Genomic DNA, 13,299 nt, shown 5'->3' with positions numbered 1-13,299 from the left:
TGCACCTGCCGGACGATACATCTCCGGTCGAAGCACCTCCGCGAGGAGCCGTGAATGCAGCTAAGACGTCAATCTCATCCAGTGCCGCTCGCGGGAGTAGGGCGGCGGCGCTTCCTCCAACTCACGGGCACAGCGCTCGCCGCCGCCGGGGCGGCCTCGTTGGCCGGCTGCGGCGGGACCGCCAATGCCGCCGGGACCTCGAGGATCCGCTTCTGGCACCTGCTCTCCGGCGGCGACGGCATCAAGATGCAGTCCATGATCGACGGGGTCAACGCCGCCCACCCCGAATTCCATGTCGAGCCGACCGTGCTCGCGTGGGGCGCCCCCTACTACACGAAGCTCGCGATGGCCTCGGCCGGCGGGCGGTCCCCGGAGCTCGCCATCATGCACGCGGCGCGCGTGCCCGGCTACGCCCCCGGCGGACTCCTCGAGCCGTGGGACCTTGGCGTGCTCGCGGAGCACGGCATCGCCGAGAAGGACTTCCCGGCGAGGGTCTGGAAGGCCGGGACGAGCGGTGACAAGGTCTATTCGATCGCCCTCGACTCGCACCCGTTCGTCATGCTCTACAACACGGAGATCGCGAAGAAGGCCGGGCTGCTCGGCGCCGACGGGCAGCTGGCCGCGATCACTTCGGCGCAGGAGTTCACGGCCGCGGCGCGCGAGCTCGCGAAGGCGGGCGGCGGCCACGGCCTCTCGTACGGCTACCTCGGGGACGGCGCGCAGATGTGGCGTCTCTTCTACACGCTGTACGGCCAGCACGGGGCCACCATGGAGCTCGAGACGGGCCAGCGGATGGGCGTGAATCGGGACGTCGCCGTCGATTGCCTGCAGTACATGGCGTCGCTGCTCGACGATTCGATCGCCGCCAGGAGCGGCAACGGCGGCACGGCCATCGCCGAGTTCGCGGGCCAGAAGTCGGGCATGCTCTTCACCGGCGTGTGGGAGATCCCCACGATGAAGACGGCCAAGGTGCCGTTCGACGCGGCGCCGATTCCCACCCTGTTCGGCACGCCCGCGGCGTACGCGGACTCGCACGCCTTCGTCCTTCCCCGCCAGACCTCTCCCGACGCTGCGGCCCGCCGCAACGTGTACACGTTCGTCTCGGAAATCCTCAAGGGCTCGCTCGCCTGGGCCGAGGCCGGGCACATCCCCGCGTTCCAGCCCGTGGTGCGCTCGCCCGAGTACGCGAAGCTCCTGCCTCAGGCCCACTACGCCAAGGCCGCGGACATCATCAACTACGATCCGCCAGCCTGGTTCACGGGTTCCGGCTCGAACTTCCAGGCCTACTTCGCCGATTCGGTGCAGACCGTGCTGCTCGGCCAGGCCAAGGCGAGCGACGGCTGGGACGCGTTCGCCGCCCGCATCAACACGCTCCTCTCCACCCCGAACCCGGTCTGAACCGGCCGAGCGAAAGGAATCCCCATGAGTCTCCTGCGCATCTCGGCGCCCGGCCGCGACGCCGCCCGGCACTGGCATGGCTGGGCGTTCTGCGCGCCCTTCCTCGTCTTCTTCCTGTTCTTCCTCGCGTGGCCCCTCGTGAACGGCCTCTGGCTGAGCGTCACGGGAACGTCCCTGACAGGCGCCCACACCGAGTTCGGGGGCCTCGCGAACTACGCCGCCGCCCTCGGCGACGCGGACATGTGGCGTTCGCTCGGGAACACGGTGTGGTTCACGGTGCTCAGCACGGTGCCGCTCGTGGTGATCGCGCTCGCCCTCGCCGTCCTCGTCAACCTGGGCCTCCCCGCGCAGTGGCTGTGGCGGCTTTCGTTCTTCGCCCCGTACCTATTGGCCTCGACGGTCGTGTCGATGCTGTTCGCATGGCTGTACAACCCCCAGCTCGGCCTCATCGATTCGTTCCTCCGCCAGTTCGGCGTCGCCCCGATCGCGTGGCTCAACGACCCGAAGACGGCGATGTGGGCGGTGGTCATCGCGACAGTCTGGTGGACCATCGGCTTCAACTTCCTGCTCTACGTCGCCGCGCTGCAGAACATCCCCGCGCAGCACTACGAGGCCGCGTCGCTCGACGGCGCGGGAGGCTGGCGCCAGTTCGTCTCGATCACCCTCCCGCAGCTCACGCCGACCACGGTGCTCGTGACGATCCTCCAGGTCCTCGCCTCGCTCAAGGTGTTCGACCAGATCTACCAGATGACCGGCGGCGGGCCGGGTGGCTCGACCCGCTCCGTGGTCGAGTACGTCTTCGAGACCGGCCTGACCGGGTTCCGGCTCGGCTATGCGGCGGCCATCTCCTACATCTTCTTCTTCCTCATCGTGATCGTCTCGCTCGTGCAGATCGCCGCCACCCGCCGGAGGAACCACTGATCATGGCTACGTCAACGCTGACCCGGGCGGACACCGCCATCCGTCCACGCGCCGCCGTCCCCGCCCGGAGACGCCGCCGGTTCCCGCCCGCACGCGTCGCGGCGACCATCGTCGTCGCGATTCTCGCGCTCACGTGGCTCGTGCCGTTCCTGTGGGCCGTGGATACCGCGCTCAAGCCGGAGACGCAGGCCGCGGCGACCCCCGTCACGTGGTTCCCGGCGGGCGGCTTCACGCTCGACGCCTTCACGAAGGTCCTGAGCTCGGGAGGGATCCCCCAGTGGACGTGGAATTCGTTCTTCACGTCCGCGGCCATCACGGTGGTGACCCTTGCCGTCTCGACGCTCGCCGCGTACGCGCTGAGCCGCATTGACTTCCGCGGGCGCCGGACGCTCCAGGCCGTGATCGTCGCGGCGATCATCGTTCCGCCGCCCGTGCTGATCATCCCGCTCTTCTACCAGATGCTCGCGTTCAACCTCCTGGACACGTACTGGGCCGTGATCCTGCCGCAGTGCATCCACCCGGCGATGGTGTTCGTGCTCAAGAAGTTCTTCGACCAGATCCCGCACGAGCTCGAGGAGGCCGCCATGATGGACGGCGCGAGTCGGCTCCGCGTCTTCTGGTCCGTGGTGCTCCCGCTGTCGCGGCCCATCCTAGCGGCCGTCGCGATCTTCGTGTTCATCGGCGCCTGGAACAACTTCCTGTGGCCGTTCATCGCCACGAACGATCCGTCGCTGCTCACGCTGCCCGTGGGACTTCAGACCATCAAGAGCGCGTACGGGATCCAGTACGCGCAGAACATGGCGTCCGCGCTGCTCGCGGCGGCGCCGCTCATCGTCGTGTTCCTGTTCTTCCAGCGGCAGATCATCAAGGGCGTCGCGACGACGGGCCTCGCGGGCACCTGAGCAGCCCAGGCACGCGAAAGCGGACGACGGCGGGTGCGCACCCGCCGTCGTCCGCTGTTGCTTGAGTGCTGTGTTGCTTGAGAGTGCTTGGTTGCCTCAGGCCTGAGCTGTCTCAGCGCCTAGTTGAGGTGCGCCTGGATCGCGAAGGGCGGGCGCAGGAGCCCCGGGGTGCGGCCGTCTGCGGGGTCGGTGCCGAGATCGATGATCTTGTTCTCGGCGTCGACGTGGACCACGGTGGGCACGAACGCGTGTGCCTCCTCGTTGCTCATCGATGCGTAGCTGATGAGGATCACGAGGTCGCCCTCGTGGACGAGGTGCGCGGCCGCGCCGTTGATACCGATCACGCCGGAGCCGCGCTCGCCCGCGATCGTGTACGTCTCGAGGCGCGAACCGTTCGTGACGTCGACGATGGACACGAGCTCGCCGGGCAGGATGTCGGCGGCCTCGAGCAGGTCCAGATCGACGGTCACCGAGCCGATGTAGTGCAGGTCGGCATGAGTGACCGTGGCGCGGTGGATCTTCGACTTGAACATTGTGCGGTTCATCGGGGTCAAGTTTACTCCGCCCGCGGGGGCCCCTCTGTGGCGCAGGTCTCAGGCCTGCGTGATGTCGAGCGCGGGGACGTCCGCGACGCTGTCGAGGACCACGACGCCGGGCTGGCTCTCGAGCTCCTCTCGCGTGAGCTTCCCCGTGAGGACACCCACCGCGATAGCACCGGCGTTGCGCGCTGCCTGGACGTCGACGACCGTGTCCCCGGCGGCGAGCACGGAACGCACGTCGAAGACGCCGGTCTTCTCCATCGCGCGGTGGATCATGTACGGCGCCGGCCGCCCGGCGGCGACCTCCGACGTCGTCACGACCGCGTCGAGCGTGTGCGCGGCGCCCTCGCCGACCGTCCAGCCGAGAGTCTCGAGCAGGGGAGCGGCCACGTCGGCAGAGAAGCCCGTGGTGAGGGCCACCTTGATCCCGCGCCCGCGCAGCTCGGCGAGGGCCTCGACGACGCCGGCGAACGGCGAGGGCGGCTCGGCCGCGTAGCGCTCGGCGAGGAGGGCCCGGAAGCGTTCGAACGTCGTGGCGACCGTGTTTTCGATGGCCAGGGCGTCGATGCCCCTTGCGTCCCCGCTTGCGTCCCCGCCGGCGTACCCGCCGAGCCGCAGGAGCGCGCGGATTGCCTCGACCTTGTCCGCACCCATCCAGGTCTGCAGGTCCTCGGGCCGGACATCGACGCCGTTCTCGCGGACGGCGTCCTCGAGCGCCCGGTAGACGTGGCCGTGGTCGTCGACGGTGGTGCCCGCGATGTCGAACGCGGCGAGCTGGATCATGCGGTCTCTCCCGGGGTCAGGACGCGGGCCAGGGGAGCCCGCTGGTTGAGCGTGTTGTGGACCACGAAGTTCGCGAGTTCGGGGCGGTAGCGGTCCTCGGCGTATTCGAGTGCCTCGCCCTTCGAGCTCGAGGTGACGCGGCGCTCGCGGAGGAGCGGCGAGCCGAGGGGTATGCCGAGGAGTTCGGCGTCCGTCTCGTCCGCCGCGACGGCGTCGATCGTGTGGCGTGCGCTGTTGAGGTCAACGCCGTGATCCATGAGGAAGTGGAACGTCGAGCCCGAATCGGTGTCGAAGCCGAAGAGCGGCTGGCCGGCCTCGAGCACGAAGTGCGAGCGCTCGACCATGGTGGGCTCGCCGTCGAGCAGGCGCAGGCGCAGGAGCGAGACGATCTGCTCGTCCGGCGCGAGGCCCAGCTGCGCGGCGACGAACGGGCTCGCCGCGCGCTTCGCGATCTCGATCGTGCGCTGGCCGGGCAGCTTCCCGAGGCCCACGGCCCACTCGGTGAACGACAGAAACGTCTCGACCGGCTGCGAGAGCGCGTCGCGGTGGACCACGGGCGCCCTGCCGCGCCCGCCGACGATGAGCTGCTCGGTGCGGAGGGCCGCAAGGGCCTGGCGCACCGGGCCGCGGGACGTCTTGAACTCCTCGCACAGGGCGGCCTCGCTCGGAACCTGGGAGCCGTCCGGCCACACGCCGGCGGAGATCCGGCGCCGGAATTCCTCGCGGAGCTGCTCGTGGAGGGGCGTGGTCATAGGTTGATGATACAAGTTTGGCCCTGACGAGTGAACCAAGGTGCCGATCTCTTCGTGAATTCTCGGTGAATCCGAGGCGGTGGAGGGGAAATCAAGGTGAACTTGTATAGATAAGTTGTCGTTCGGCTTGAGAACGAGTGCCGCGGCTCCCGAGAGTATGAGCCATGAGCACTTCCTCCTCGTATGACCTCCTCGTGGTTGGCGCCGGCATCGTGGGACTCGCCCACGCGGCGGCCGCCTCCGAGCGGGGCCTCCGCGTCCTCGTGATCGAGCGCGACGGCCACGCCGTCGGCGCGTCCGTGCGGAACTTCGGCCACTGCTGCGTCACGGCGCAGTCCGGCGAGCTCCTGGACCTTGCCCGGGCGGCCCGCGAGCGCTGGCTCTCCCTGAGTTCGGCGGCGGGCTTCTGGTCGACGGCGGAGGGCGGCCTCGCGGTCGCGCGCACCGCGGCGGAGCTCGCCGTGCTCGAAGAACTCTCGGCCGCGCGCCCCGACGGCGGCGTGCGCCTCGTCGGGGCACACGAGGCGCGCGCGCGGATCGGCGGGAGCCTCGACGCCGCGGCGCTTGGCGCGGCAGTGCTCGAGGAGGACGTGCGCGTGGACCCGCGCGCCGCCGTCGTCGGCCTCGCGGCGTGGCTCGAGCGGCAGCCGCTCGTCGACGTCGCCTGGCGCACGGCGTACCTCGGGCCAGCGGACGACGGCGGCGCCCGCACCTCGCGCGGCGTCGTCGCCGCGGCCCGGACGATCGTGTGCGCGGGCCACGACATCGACTACCTCTTCCCGGACGTCGCGGCCGAGGCCGGCGTGGAGCGCTGCGGCCTCCAGATGGCGCTCGTGGACGCCCCGACCGTGGGCGGCGCCGCGATGGAGATCGCGCCTGCTGTCCTGACCGGCACGTCGATGCTGCGCTACCCGGCGTTTTCGACCACGGCTGCCGCCGCCGCGCTCCGGACCGAGCTCGAGCGGACCCACCCCGAGCTCATCGGCATCGACGCGAACCTCATGCTGACCCAGCGGCCCGACGGCACGCTCCTGATCGGCGACAGCCACGTGACGCTGGGCACCATGCCGCCGTTCCTCGACGAGGCCACGAGCTCGACCCTCCTCGCGAGCGCCGCCGAGCTCCTGGGCGTCGAGCGGCTCACCGTCCGGCAGCGCTGGCAGGGGATCTACGCCTCGAGCCCGCGCGCGCCGTACCTCGTCGCGGACGTCGCGCCCGGCGTCACAGCCGTGTCCGTGACGTCCGGAATCGGCATGACGATCTCCCACGGCCTCGCGCAGAAGGTGCTCGACGAGCATCTCGCCGCGGGCTGAGCCCGGGCAGCGCCAGGCGCCCGGGGGCGGAGCGACCGGCATGGGGCCGTTGTCGGGTGGCTGGGGCTACGTGCGGCTCAGCGTGCGGCCCATGATGGCGTCTGTGAGGGCGTCCACGGCAGCGGAGTTCGCGAGCGGGTTGCGGATCAAGGTGAAGTCGACGTCGCCCACGGGCGGCAGGTCGAAGCGCCGCGTGATGATCGCGAGGTCCTCGGGCACGAGGGTCGTGGGCATGACGCCGACGCCGAGGCCCGCGCGGACCGCGGCGAGCATGCCCGCGATCTGCTTCGTGCTGCACGTGACCTTCCACGTCCGCCCCTTCGCTTCGAGGGCGTCGATCGCGAGCGTCCGGCTCAAGCTCGGCGCCGGGTAGACGACGAGCGGGACCGGCTGGCCGGGCTCGAGGACCGTCTGCTCGACGCCGACCCACGTGAAGACGTCGTGCCGTACCACCGTGCCCTCTTGCGCGCCCGCGACCCATTTGATGAACACGAGGTCGAGCTGGCCGGCCTTGAGCCGCCGGTGCAGGTCGTCGCTCTGGCTCACCGTGAGCTCGAGGTTGAGCTGGGGGTAGGCGCGCCGGAACTCGCGGAGGATGCGGGGGAGGCCGGTGATCGCGAGGTCGTCCGCGGTGCCGAAGCGGAGACGACCGCGCATGGCCGAGCCGCGGAAGTACCGTTCCGCCTCCTCTTGCGCGGCGAGGATGGTGCGCGCGAAGCCGGCCATCGCGTCGCCGTTGTCCGTGAGGCGGACGCCGTGGGTGTCCCGCACCAGGAGAATCCGGCCGGCGGCCTTCTCGAGTTTTGCGACGTGCTGGCTCACGGTCGGTTGGGCGAGGCCCAGGCGATCCGCGGCGAGGGTGAAGCTCAGATGCTCGGCGACGGCGAGGAACGTGCGGAGCTGGACCGGATCGAACATTTCTTCATCCTGTCGCGAGCTATTGCGGAACGCAATAGCTCTTATAGTGCAAATAGACTTCCGCAATGGTTTCGGCGCCGCCTAGCCTTAAATCACACGATCGCTCAAACCCGAACGAAACTTCAGGATTTCTCCGTGACCTCGCCCAGCTCCGCCATGTCTTCCTCCGTCTCCGAAACGCTCTCCACCCGCCCGAACCCGCTGACAGCCCCGACCTTCCCGCCCACCGGACCGATCGCCGTGGTGGGCGAGCGGCTTCCGTGGAAGCACACGTTCATCTCGCTCCGGGTCCACAACTTCCGGCTCTTCGCGGCCTCGCATTTCATCGCCGTCATCGCGATCTGGATGCAGCGCATCGCCCAGGACTGGATCGTCCTGCAGCTCTCCGGCTCGGTCGCGGCCGTGGGCGTCACCGTGGCGATGCAGTTCCTCCCGGTCCTCATCCTCGGGCCGTGGGGCGGCCTTATGGCCGACCGCTTCTCGAAGCGACGGCTCCTCCAGATCTGCCAGGCAAGCGCTGGCCTCTGCGCGACCGTGCTCGGCACGCTCGCGCTCACCCACTCGCTCGAGGTGTGGCACGTCTACGCGGTCGCCGTGGTGCTCGGGCTCGTCACGGTGCTTGACCAGCCGTCCCGCCAGGTGTTCGTCAACGAGCTGGTGGGACCCGACTACCTGCGCAACGCGATCAGCGTCAACTCGACGACGTTCCAGCTCGGTGGTCTCATCGGCCCGGCCGTCGCGGGCGGGCTGCTCTCCGCGGTGGGCGGCGGGTGGGCCTTCGTGGTCAACGCCGTCGCGTGCTTCTGCACGGTCGCGATGCTCTCGCTGCTTCGCGTCAACGAGCTGTTCACGGCCCCGCCCACGCCCAAGTCCAAGGGCATGCTCCGCGAAGCCGTCGAGTACGCGTGGCGCAAGCCCACGATTCGCTGGCCCTGGCTGCTGGCTGGCGTCATCGCCGTGTTCGCCCTGAGCCTGCCCGTGCTGCTCGCGGGCTACGCGGACCACGTGTTCCAGATCGGCGCGGGCGGCTACGGCATGCTCAACACGCTCGTGGCCCTCGGCTCGCTCGCGGGGGCCGTGGCCTCGGCCCGACGCCGCGCGCTGCGGCTCCAGACGGTTGTGGTGGGGGCTGGGCTCTACGGCGTGCTGCTCGCGCTCGCCGCGTACATGCCGTCGCTTCCCGTGTTCGGTGCGCTCATGGCCGTGTCAGGGTTCTGCGCGCTCACGTTCCTGACGTCCGCGAACCAGCTCGTCCAGACGAGCGCCAACATGGCCATCCGCGGGCGCGTCATGAGCCTCTACACGATGGTGCTCATGGGCGGGCAGGCCCTCGGCGGGCCCATGCTCGGCGGGCTCGCGGAGGCGTGGGGCACGCAGGCGGCCCTCCTGTTCGGCGGCGTGATGCCCGCCCTCGTGGCCGGCGCGCTCGGCCTCAGGATGTGGCGGCGCCGGGCGCGCTGACCGCTTCGGGGCGCGTGGCGCCGTCGGGCGGGTTGACCGCTTCGGGGCGCGCGGCGCTGTCGGGCGGGTTGACCGCTTCAGGGCGCGCGGCGCTGTCGTCCGTTGGGGAGGTGACGGCGCCGCGTCAAGCAGGGAAGCCGATGCACGCGCGAAGGCCCCCGGTCTTGTGACCGGGGGCCTTCGCGCTCCGGCCCGCTTATCTTGCGCCCTGCTGGCGCGTCTCAACGGACTTGCCGCGGCAAGGTCAATCGATCAGTGCAATTTGGCCGATCGGGAAGTAACAACCGGGCGGGACGAGGCGATCAGACGGTCTTCGCCGCCGTGCCGGCCTCGTGGTGCGAGGAGCGGCGCGCGGACTCGAGCGCGTCGAGGTCCAAGGTCGAGGTCTCGCGCGTGGCCCACGCCGCGACGGCTGAGATGGCCGCGAGCGCGAACGTGAGGCCGCCGATGATGAGCGGGACGTTCGCGGATCCGGGAGGGGCGATGAGCGTGAAGACGGTCGGCAGGAACGCGACGATGAGCAGGCCGAGGTTCTGCGAGACCGCGAAGCCGGTGACCCGGGTGCGCGTCGGGAACAGCTCCTGGAAGAAGCTCGCGAACGTCGCGTTCCACATCTGGTACAGGACCCCCCACATGAGGACGGCGAGCACGACCGTGAGCACCACGTTCCTCTGGCTGATCGCCCACAGATAGGCGAACGAGAGCACGCCCGAGCTGAGCGAGCCGAAGATCATGAGTGGGCGGCGACCGATCCGGTCGGACAGCTTGCCGAAGAACGGGATGAGGGCCACGGCGACGACGTTCGCCATGACGGGCATCCACAGATACGTGGCTGGGCTCATATTGATCCCGTAGGCGGGCTGCGTGGCGTACGCGGTGCCGAAGACGGCCGCGGTGGTGCCGATGACGTTCGCGAGGCCCATGAGGATGGCGCGGAAGATGGTCCCGCCGCTCTCGCGCAGCACCTGAACTACCGGGGCCTTGGGCACTGCGTGCCCTTCGGCCTCGGCGAGGAAGACCGGGGTCTCGTCGACGCGGCGGCGGATGAGGTAACCGGCGACGACGACGAGCGCGCTGAGCAGGAACGGAATCCGCCAGCCCCACGCGTGGAACGCCGGCGAGGGAAGCATCGCCGAGAGCGGGATGAACGCGGCGGACGCGAGAATGCTGCCCGCCTGCGTGCCCTGGAGGCTGAAGCTCGTGTAGAAGCCTCGCTTGCCCGCGGGGGCGTGCTCGGCGATGAGGGCACTCGCTCCGCTCAGCTCGCCTGCGACGGCGAAGCCCTGGATGAGGCGTAGCGCCACGAGCAGGATCGGCGCCGCGACGCCGATCTGGCCGTACGTGGGGAGGAGGCCCACGAGGAACGTCGACGCGCCCATGAGCAGGAGGGCGAAGACGAGGACGTTCTTGCGGCCGTGACGGTCGCCCCAGTTGCCCAGGACGAACGCGCCGAGAGGGCGGGCCACGTAGCCCACCGCATACGTGGCGAGGGAAGCGACGAGCGCGACCGTCGGGTTGCCGCTCGGGAAGAAGACTCCCGGGAACACGAGGGCGGCGGCCGAGGCGTAGATCGAGAAGTCGTAGTACTCGAGCGTGCTGCCGACCCAGCCGCTCAGTGCGGCCCGCTTGTGCATGTTTCCGGGCTTGTGCGGTTGCTCGGGGCTCGACTGCCCGCGCACCTCTTCGTGCATGAGACCCTCCTAGGTCATCGTGACTGTGATGCTCGTCCGGTGCCCTGACCATGGTGGAGAGTGGTCCGGATTACGCCTTGGTAAGCGCTTTCCAATAGACCACGATGTGATCTGCGTGTCAATCTCGGGGAGAGGCGCGGGTCACGCCCGGGGCTTGTGGTGCCGCAGAACCAGCGCGAGCGCGCCGACTCCGGCTGCAGCCACGAGCACGAGCCCGGCGACGTAGAGGGCCGGGGAGAGCGTCTGGACCTGGCTCGCGGCGGGAGCCCCCGGCCCCACGGTGCCCATGACGACGGCGGCGAACGCGTCCGCAAGTCCCTGCATCGAGTCCCACAGCGCGTGGAGCGCGACGACGCCAAGGAACACCGCGAGGACCCCGGCCGTGAGGCGATAGCGCGAGGCCCTTCCCTCGGCGCCGTCTGCCGTGCCGCGCGCGGCGCCGCGTGAGGCTTGCCCCGCGGCGCCGAAGATGATCGCCCCGAGAAGCGCCGTCCACAGGACGTGGCACACGGGAGTCAGGATGGACCGTGTCGCCTCGCTCTGGATGAGGGACCCGAGATCGAGCCCGTTGGCCGTCACGGCGGCGCTGAACGCGTATCCCGCCGACTCGAAGCCGGCGAAGCCCGCTCCGATGCACGCCCCGAGCAGTGCCCCTTGCGGTGCCGTCTTGGGTGCGACGGAGCGGCCGAGGACGAGCAGGATGAGGGCCTTGACGAACTCCTCGACGAGCGCGACCCGGAGGTAGAGCCACGGCGAGGCCTCGAGCTTCGACTCGAGGAGCGCCACCCCGAGAACGCCGAAGGCGCCGCCGAGGAAGAAGGCCATGAACGCGTCGAGCGAGGTGAGGTTCCCGCTGATCCGCTCGGCCGCGAACAGGACCACGCAGAACGGCACGAGCAGGCTCCCGAGCAGGATGAGCGTGGGGACGAGATGGGGGCTGCGCGTTGTGGAGGTGACGACGATCGTGGCGAGCCAGAGCGCCAGGCCCGCAAGGAGGGCCTTCCACCACCATCCCTGGCGTGTTCTGGCTGGAGCGGAGTCTGCGTCCACGAGAGTGAGGATACCGCCGGCCTCCGAGCGGAGGCGGTCACGTTGGAGCGGCCGACGGGAATCGAACCCGCGTATCAGGCTTGGGAAGCGTGCGCTCTGCCATTGAGCTACGGCCGCGTTGGCCCCGAAAGGCTTCATCCAGCTTACAGCACGCGGTCATGTGCTTGATTCGCGGTGCGGTCGCCGTCTCCGTGACGGGACGACGACGGTCCGTGGGGTGAGCTGGGGTATTTTGGGAGGCGTGCTGCTCTCCGACCGCGACATTCGAGCCGAGATCGAGGCCCAGCGAATCTCGCTGGAGCCGTTCGAGCCGGCCATGGTCCAGCCGTCCAGCGTCGACGTGCGGATCGACCGCTTCTTCCGGCTGTTCGACAACCACAAGTACGCGCATATCGACCCCGCGCTCGAGCAGCCCGAGCTCACCCGCCTCGTCGAGGTCGCGAGCGACGAGCCGTTCATCCTTCACCCCGGCGAGTTCGTGCTCGGCTCGACGTTCGAGACCGTCTCGCTGCCTGAGGACATCGCGGCCCGGCTCGAGGGCAAGTCCTCGCTCGGCCGCCTGGGCCTCCTGACTCATTCGACGGCGGGCTTCATCGACCCCGGCTTCTCCGGCCACGTGACGCTCGAGCTTTCGAACGTCGCGACTTTGCCCATCAAGCTGTGGCCGGGCATGAAGATCGGCCAGTTGTGCTTCTTCCGCCTCTCCTCCGCCGCGGAGCACCCGTACGGCTCCGGAATGTACGGGAACCGCTACCAGGGCCAGCGGGGCCCCACGGCCTCGCGCAGTTACCTCAACTTCCACCGCACGAGCGTGTAGCCGGCGCGCCTAGAGGGTCCGGGCGTAGAACCACTCGATGTGCTCGCGCACGAGCCGAGCGGCGGCCTCGCCGTCGCGCGCCTCGACGGCCTCAAGGATCCCGCGGTGCTGCTCGCGGAGCTCGGCCGCGATGCTGTCCCATTCGCCGTGCGCGAGCACGGCCTCGTCGACGTACGTGCGGATTGCCTCGCGAAGTGAATCCATCATGGTGCTCACCACCGCGTTCCCCGCGAGCGCGCTCAGGGCGACGTGGAACTGCGCGTCGAGGGCCGTGAACGCCGGAGAGGGGAGCCCGCCGTCGTCCATCGCCTCGAGCAGCCGACGCGCCTCCGCCAGCTGCCCCGCGTCCCATGGCGCGTCCGCGGCGTGCGCGAGGGACCACGTCTCCATCATGATGCGGGCCTCGACAATGTCCTTGACCGGCAGCCGTTGGCTCGCGACGTGCAGTCGGAGCGCGGAGCCGAGCGCCGCGGAGGGGTCGGAGACCACGATCGTGCCCGCGTTCGGCCCCGAGCCGGTAGCGGACTTCACGACCCCCATGACCTCGAGCGCGCGGATCGCGTCCCGCACCGACGCGCGGGAGATGCCGAACTGCTCCGCAAGCGCGCGCTCGCCGGGCAGCCGGTCGCCGAGCTTGATCTCCCCTGACCGCAGACGGTCCTCGATGTGGCGCAGCACGGCGTCGTGGGCGCGGTCGGGGGCTGGGCGCGGAGTCGGTTCGGACATGGATCCATCTTGCCGTATGGGGGCTGGG

General features: G+C 69.8%; 13 protein-coding genes and 1 tRNA gene. 6 read left to right on the top strand and 8 right to left on the bottom strand.

All coding sequences use genetic code 11. The annotated features are described in order from the left end of the window. Positions 1–81: 81 nt before the first annotated feature. From ACOKR1_RS18720 to ACOKR1_RS18710, 3 genes are read left to right on the top strand one after another with little or no spacing between them, the layout of a single operon-like run. Positions 82–1,398, top strand: a complete 1,317-nt coding sequence (locus ACOKR1_RS18720; RefSeq protein WP_422934403.1) for an extracellular solute-binding protein — start codon at positions 82–84, stop codon at positions 1,396–1,398. A 24-nt stretch (positions 1,399–1,422) separates the two neighbouring features. Further along, entirely contained in the window at positions 1,423–2,319 is an 897-nt protein-coding gene (locus ACOKR1_RS18715) for a carbohydrate ABC transporter permease (protein WP_422934402.1), read from the top strand. A gap of 2 nt (positions 2,320–2,321) precedes the next feature. Further along, entirely contained in the window at positions 2,322–3,221 is a 900-nt protein-coding gene (locus ACOKR1_RS18710; RefSeq protein WP_422934401.1) for a carbohydrate ABC transporter permease, read from the top strand. Positions 3,222–3,340: 119 nt separating this feature from the next. On the opposite strand, the gene panD is transcribed toward ACOKR1_RS18710, so the two are convergent. Genes panD through ACOKR1_RS18695 form a run of 3 tightly spaced genes read right to left on the bottom strand, consistent with a single transcriptional unit; the run spans position 3,341 to position 5,295 of the window. Further along, positions 3,341–3,766: an aspartate 1-decarboxylase gene (gene panD / locus ACOKR1_RS18705; RefSeq protein ID WP_422934400.1), complete on the bottom strand. Its 426-nt coding sequence runs from the start codon at positions 3,764–3,766 to the stop codon at positions 3,341–3,343. A 48-nt stretch (positions 3,767–3,814) separates the two neighbouring features. Beyond that, entirely contained in the window at positions 3,815–4,543 is a 729-nt protein-coding gene (locus ACOKR1_RS18700) for a phosphonatase-like hydrolase (protein ID WP_422934399.1), read from the bottom strand. After that, complete coding sequence (locus tag ACOKR1_RS18695) at positions 4,540–5,295, bottom strand: GntR family transcriptional regulator (protein WP_422934398.1); 756 nt, start codon at positions 5,293–5,295, stop codon at positions 4,540–4,542. Before ACOKR1_RS18695 ends, ACOKR1_RS18700 begins: the two co-directional genes overlap by 4 nt. 164 nt (positions 5,296–5,459) lie before the next feature. Here ACOKR1_RS18695 and ACOKR1_RS18690 point away from each other — a divergent pair, with 164 nt between their 5' ends. Further along, positions 5,460–6,608 carry a TIGR03364 family FAD-dependent oxidoreductase gene (locus ACOKR1_RS18690; protein ID WP_422934397.1) on the top strand — a complete coding sequence of 383 codons (1,149 nt, stop codon included), beginning with the start codon at positions 5,460–5,462 and terminating at the stop codon, positions 6,606–6,608. 66 nt (positions 6,609–6,674) lie between these two features. Here the strand turns inward: ACOKR1_RS18690 and ACOKR1_RS18685 are convergent, their stop codons facing one another. Further along, positions 6,675–7,526 carry a LysR family transcriptional regulator gene (locus tag ACOKR1_RS18685; protein WP_415857028.1) on the bottom strand — a complete coding sequence of 284 codons (852 nt, stop codon included), beginning with the start codon at positions 7,524–7,526 and terminating at the stop codon, positions 6,675–6,677. Between the two features lie 156 nt (positions 7,527–7,682). Here ACOKR1_RS18685 and ACOKR1_RS18680 point away from each other — a divergent pair, with 156 nt between their 5' ends. After that, positions 7,683–8,987, top strand: a complete 1,305-nt coding sequence (locus ACOKR1_RS18680) for an MFS transporter (RefSeq protein ID WP_422936687.1) — start codon at positions 7,683–7,685, stop codon at positions 8,985–8,987. Between the two features lie 302 nt (positions 8,988–9,289). Here the strand turns inward: ACOKR1_RS18680 and ACOKR1_RS18675 are convergent, their stop codons facing one another. The 3 genes from ACOKR1_RS18675 to ACOKR1_RS18665 form a co-directional block, all read right to left on the bottom strand. Next, positions 9,290–10,678 (bottom strand): MFS transporter, encoded by a 1,389-nt coding sequence (locus ACOKR1_RS18675; protein WP_422934396.1) that lies wholly within the window; start codon positions 10,676–10,678, stop codon positions 9,290–9,292. 141 nt (positions 10,679–10,819) lie between these two features. Then, positions 10,820–11,728: a PrsW family glutamic-type intramembrane protease gene (locus tag ACOKR1_RS18670; protein WP_422934395.1), complete on the bottom strand. Its 909-nt coding sequence runs from the start codon at positions 11,726–11,728 to the stop codon at positions 10,820–10,822. 43 nt (positions 11,729–11,771) lie between these two features. Further along, positions 11,772–11,845, bottom strand: a tRNA-Gly gene (locus ACOKR1_RS18665). A 124-nt stretch (positions 11,846–11,969) separates the two neighbouring features. Between ACOKR1_RS18665 and dcd the strand changes: the two genes are divergently transcribed. Further along, positions 11,970–12,545 (top strand): dCTP deaminase, encoded by a 576-nt coding sequence (gene dcd, locus ACOKR1_RS18660; RefSeq protein WP_422934394.1) that lies wholly within the window; start codon positions 11,970–11,972, stop codon positions 12,543–12,545. A 9-nt stretch (positions 12,546–12,554) separates the two neighbouring features. Here the strand turns inward: dcd and ACOKR1_RS18655 are convergent, their stop codons facing one another. Further along, the gene (locus ACOKR1_RS18655) at positions 12,555–13,271 is read right to left on the bottom strand and encodes a FadR/GntR family transcriptional regulator (RefSeq protein ID WP_422934393.1); all 717 of its coding nucleotides are present in this window, start codon (positions 13,269–13,271) and stop codon (positions 12,555–12,557) included. Positions 13,272–13,299: the final 28 nt, after the last annotated feature.

Origin of the sequence: Sinomonas sp. P47F7 (assembly GCF_049332655.1) — a bacterium.
Taxonomy (GTDB): domain Bacteria; phylum Actinomycetota; class Actinomycetes; order Actinomycetales; family Micrococcaceae; genus Sinomonas.
The sequence above is the reverse complement of the archived record's forward strand: the minus strand, read 5'-3'. Positions and strand labels throughout refer to the sequence as shown.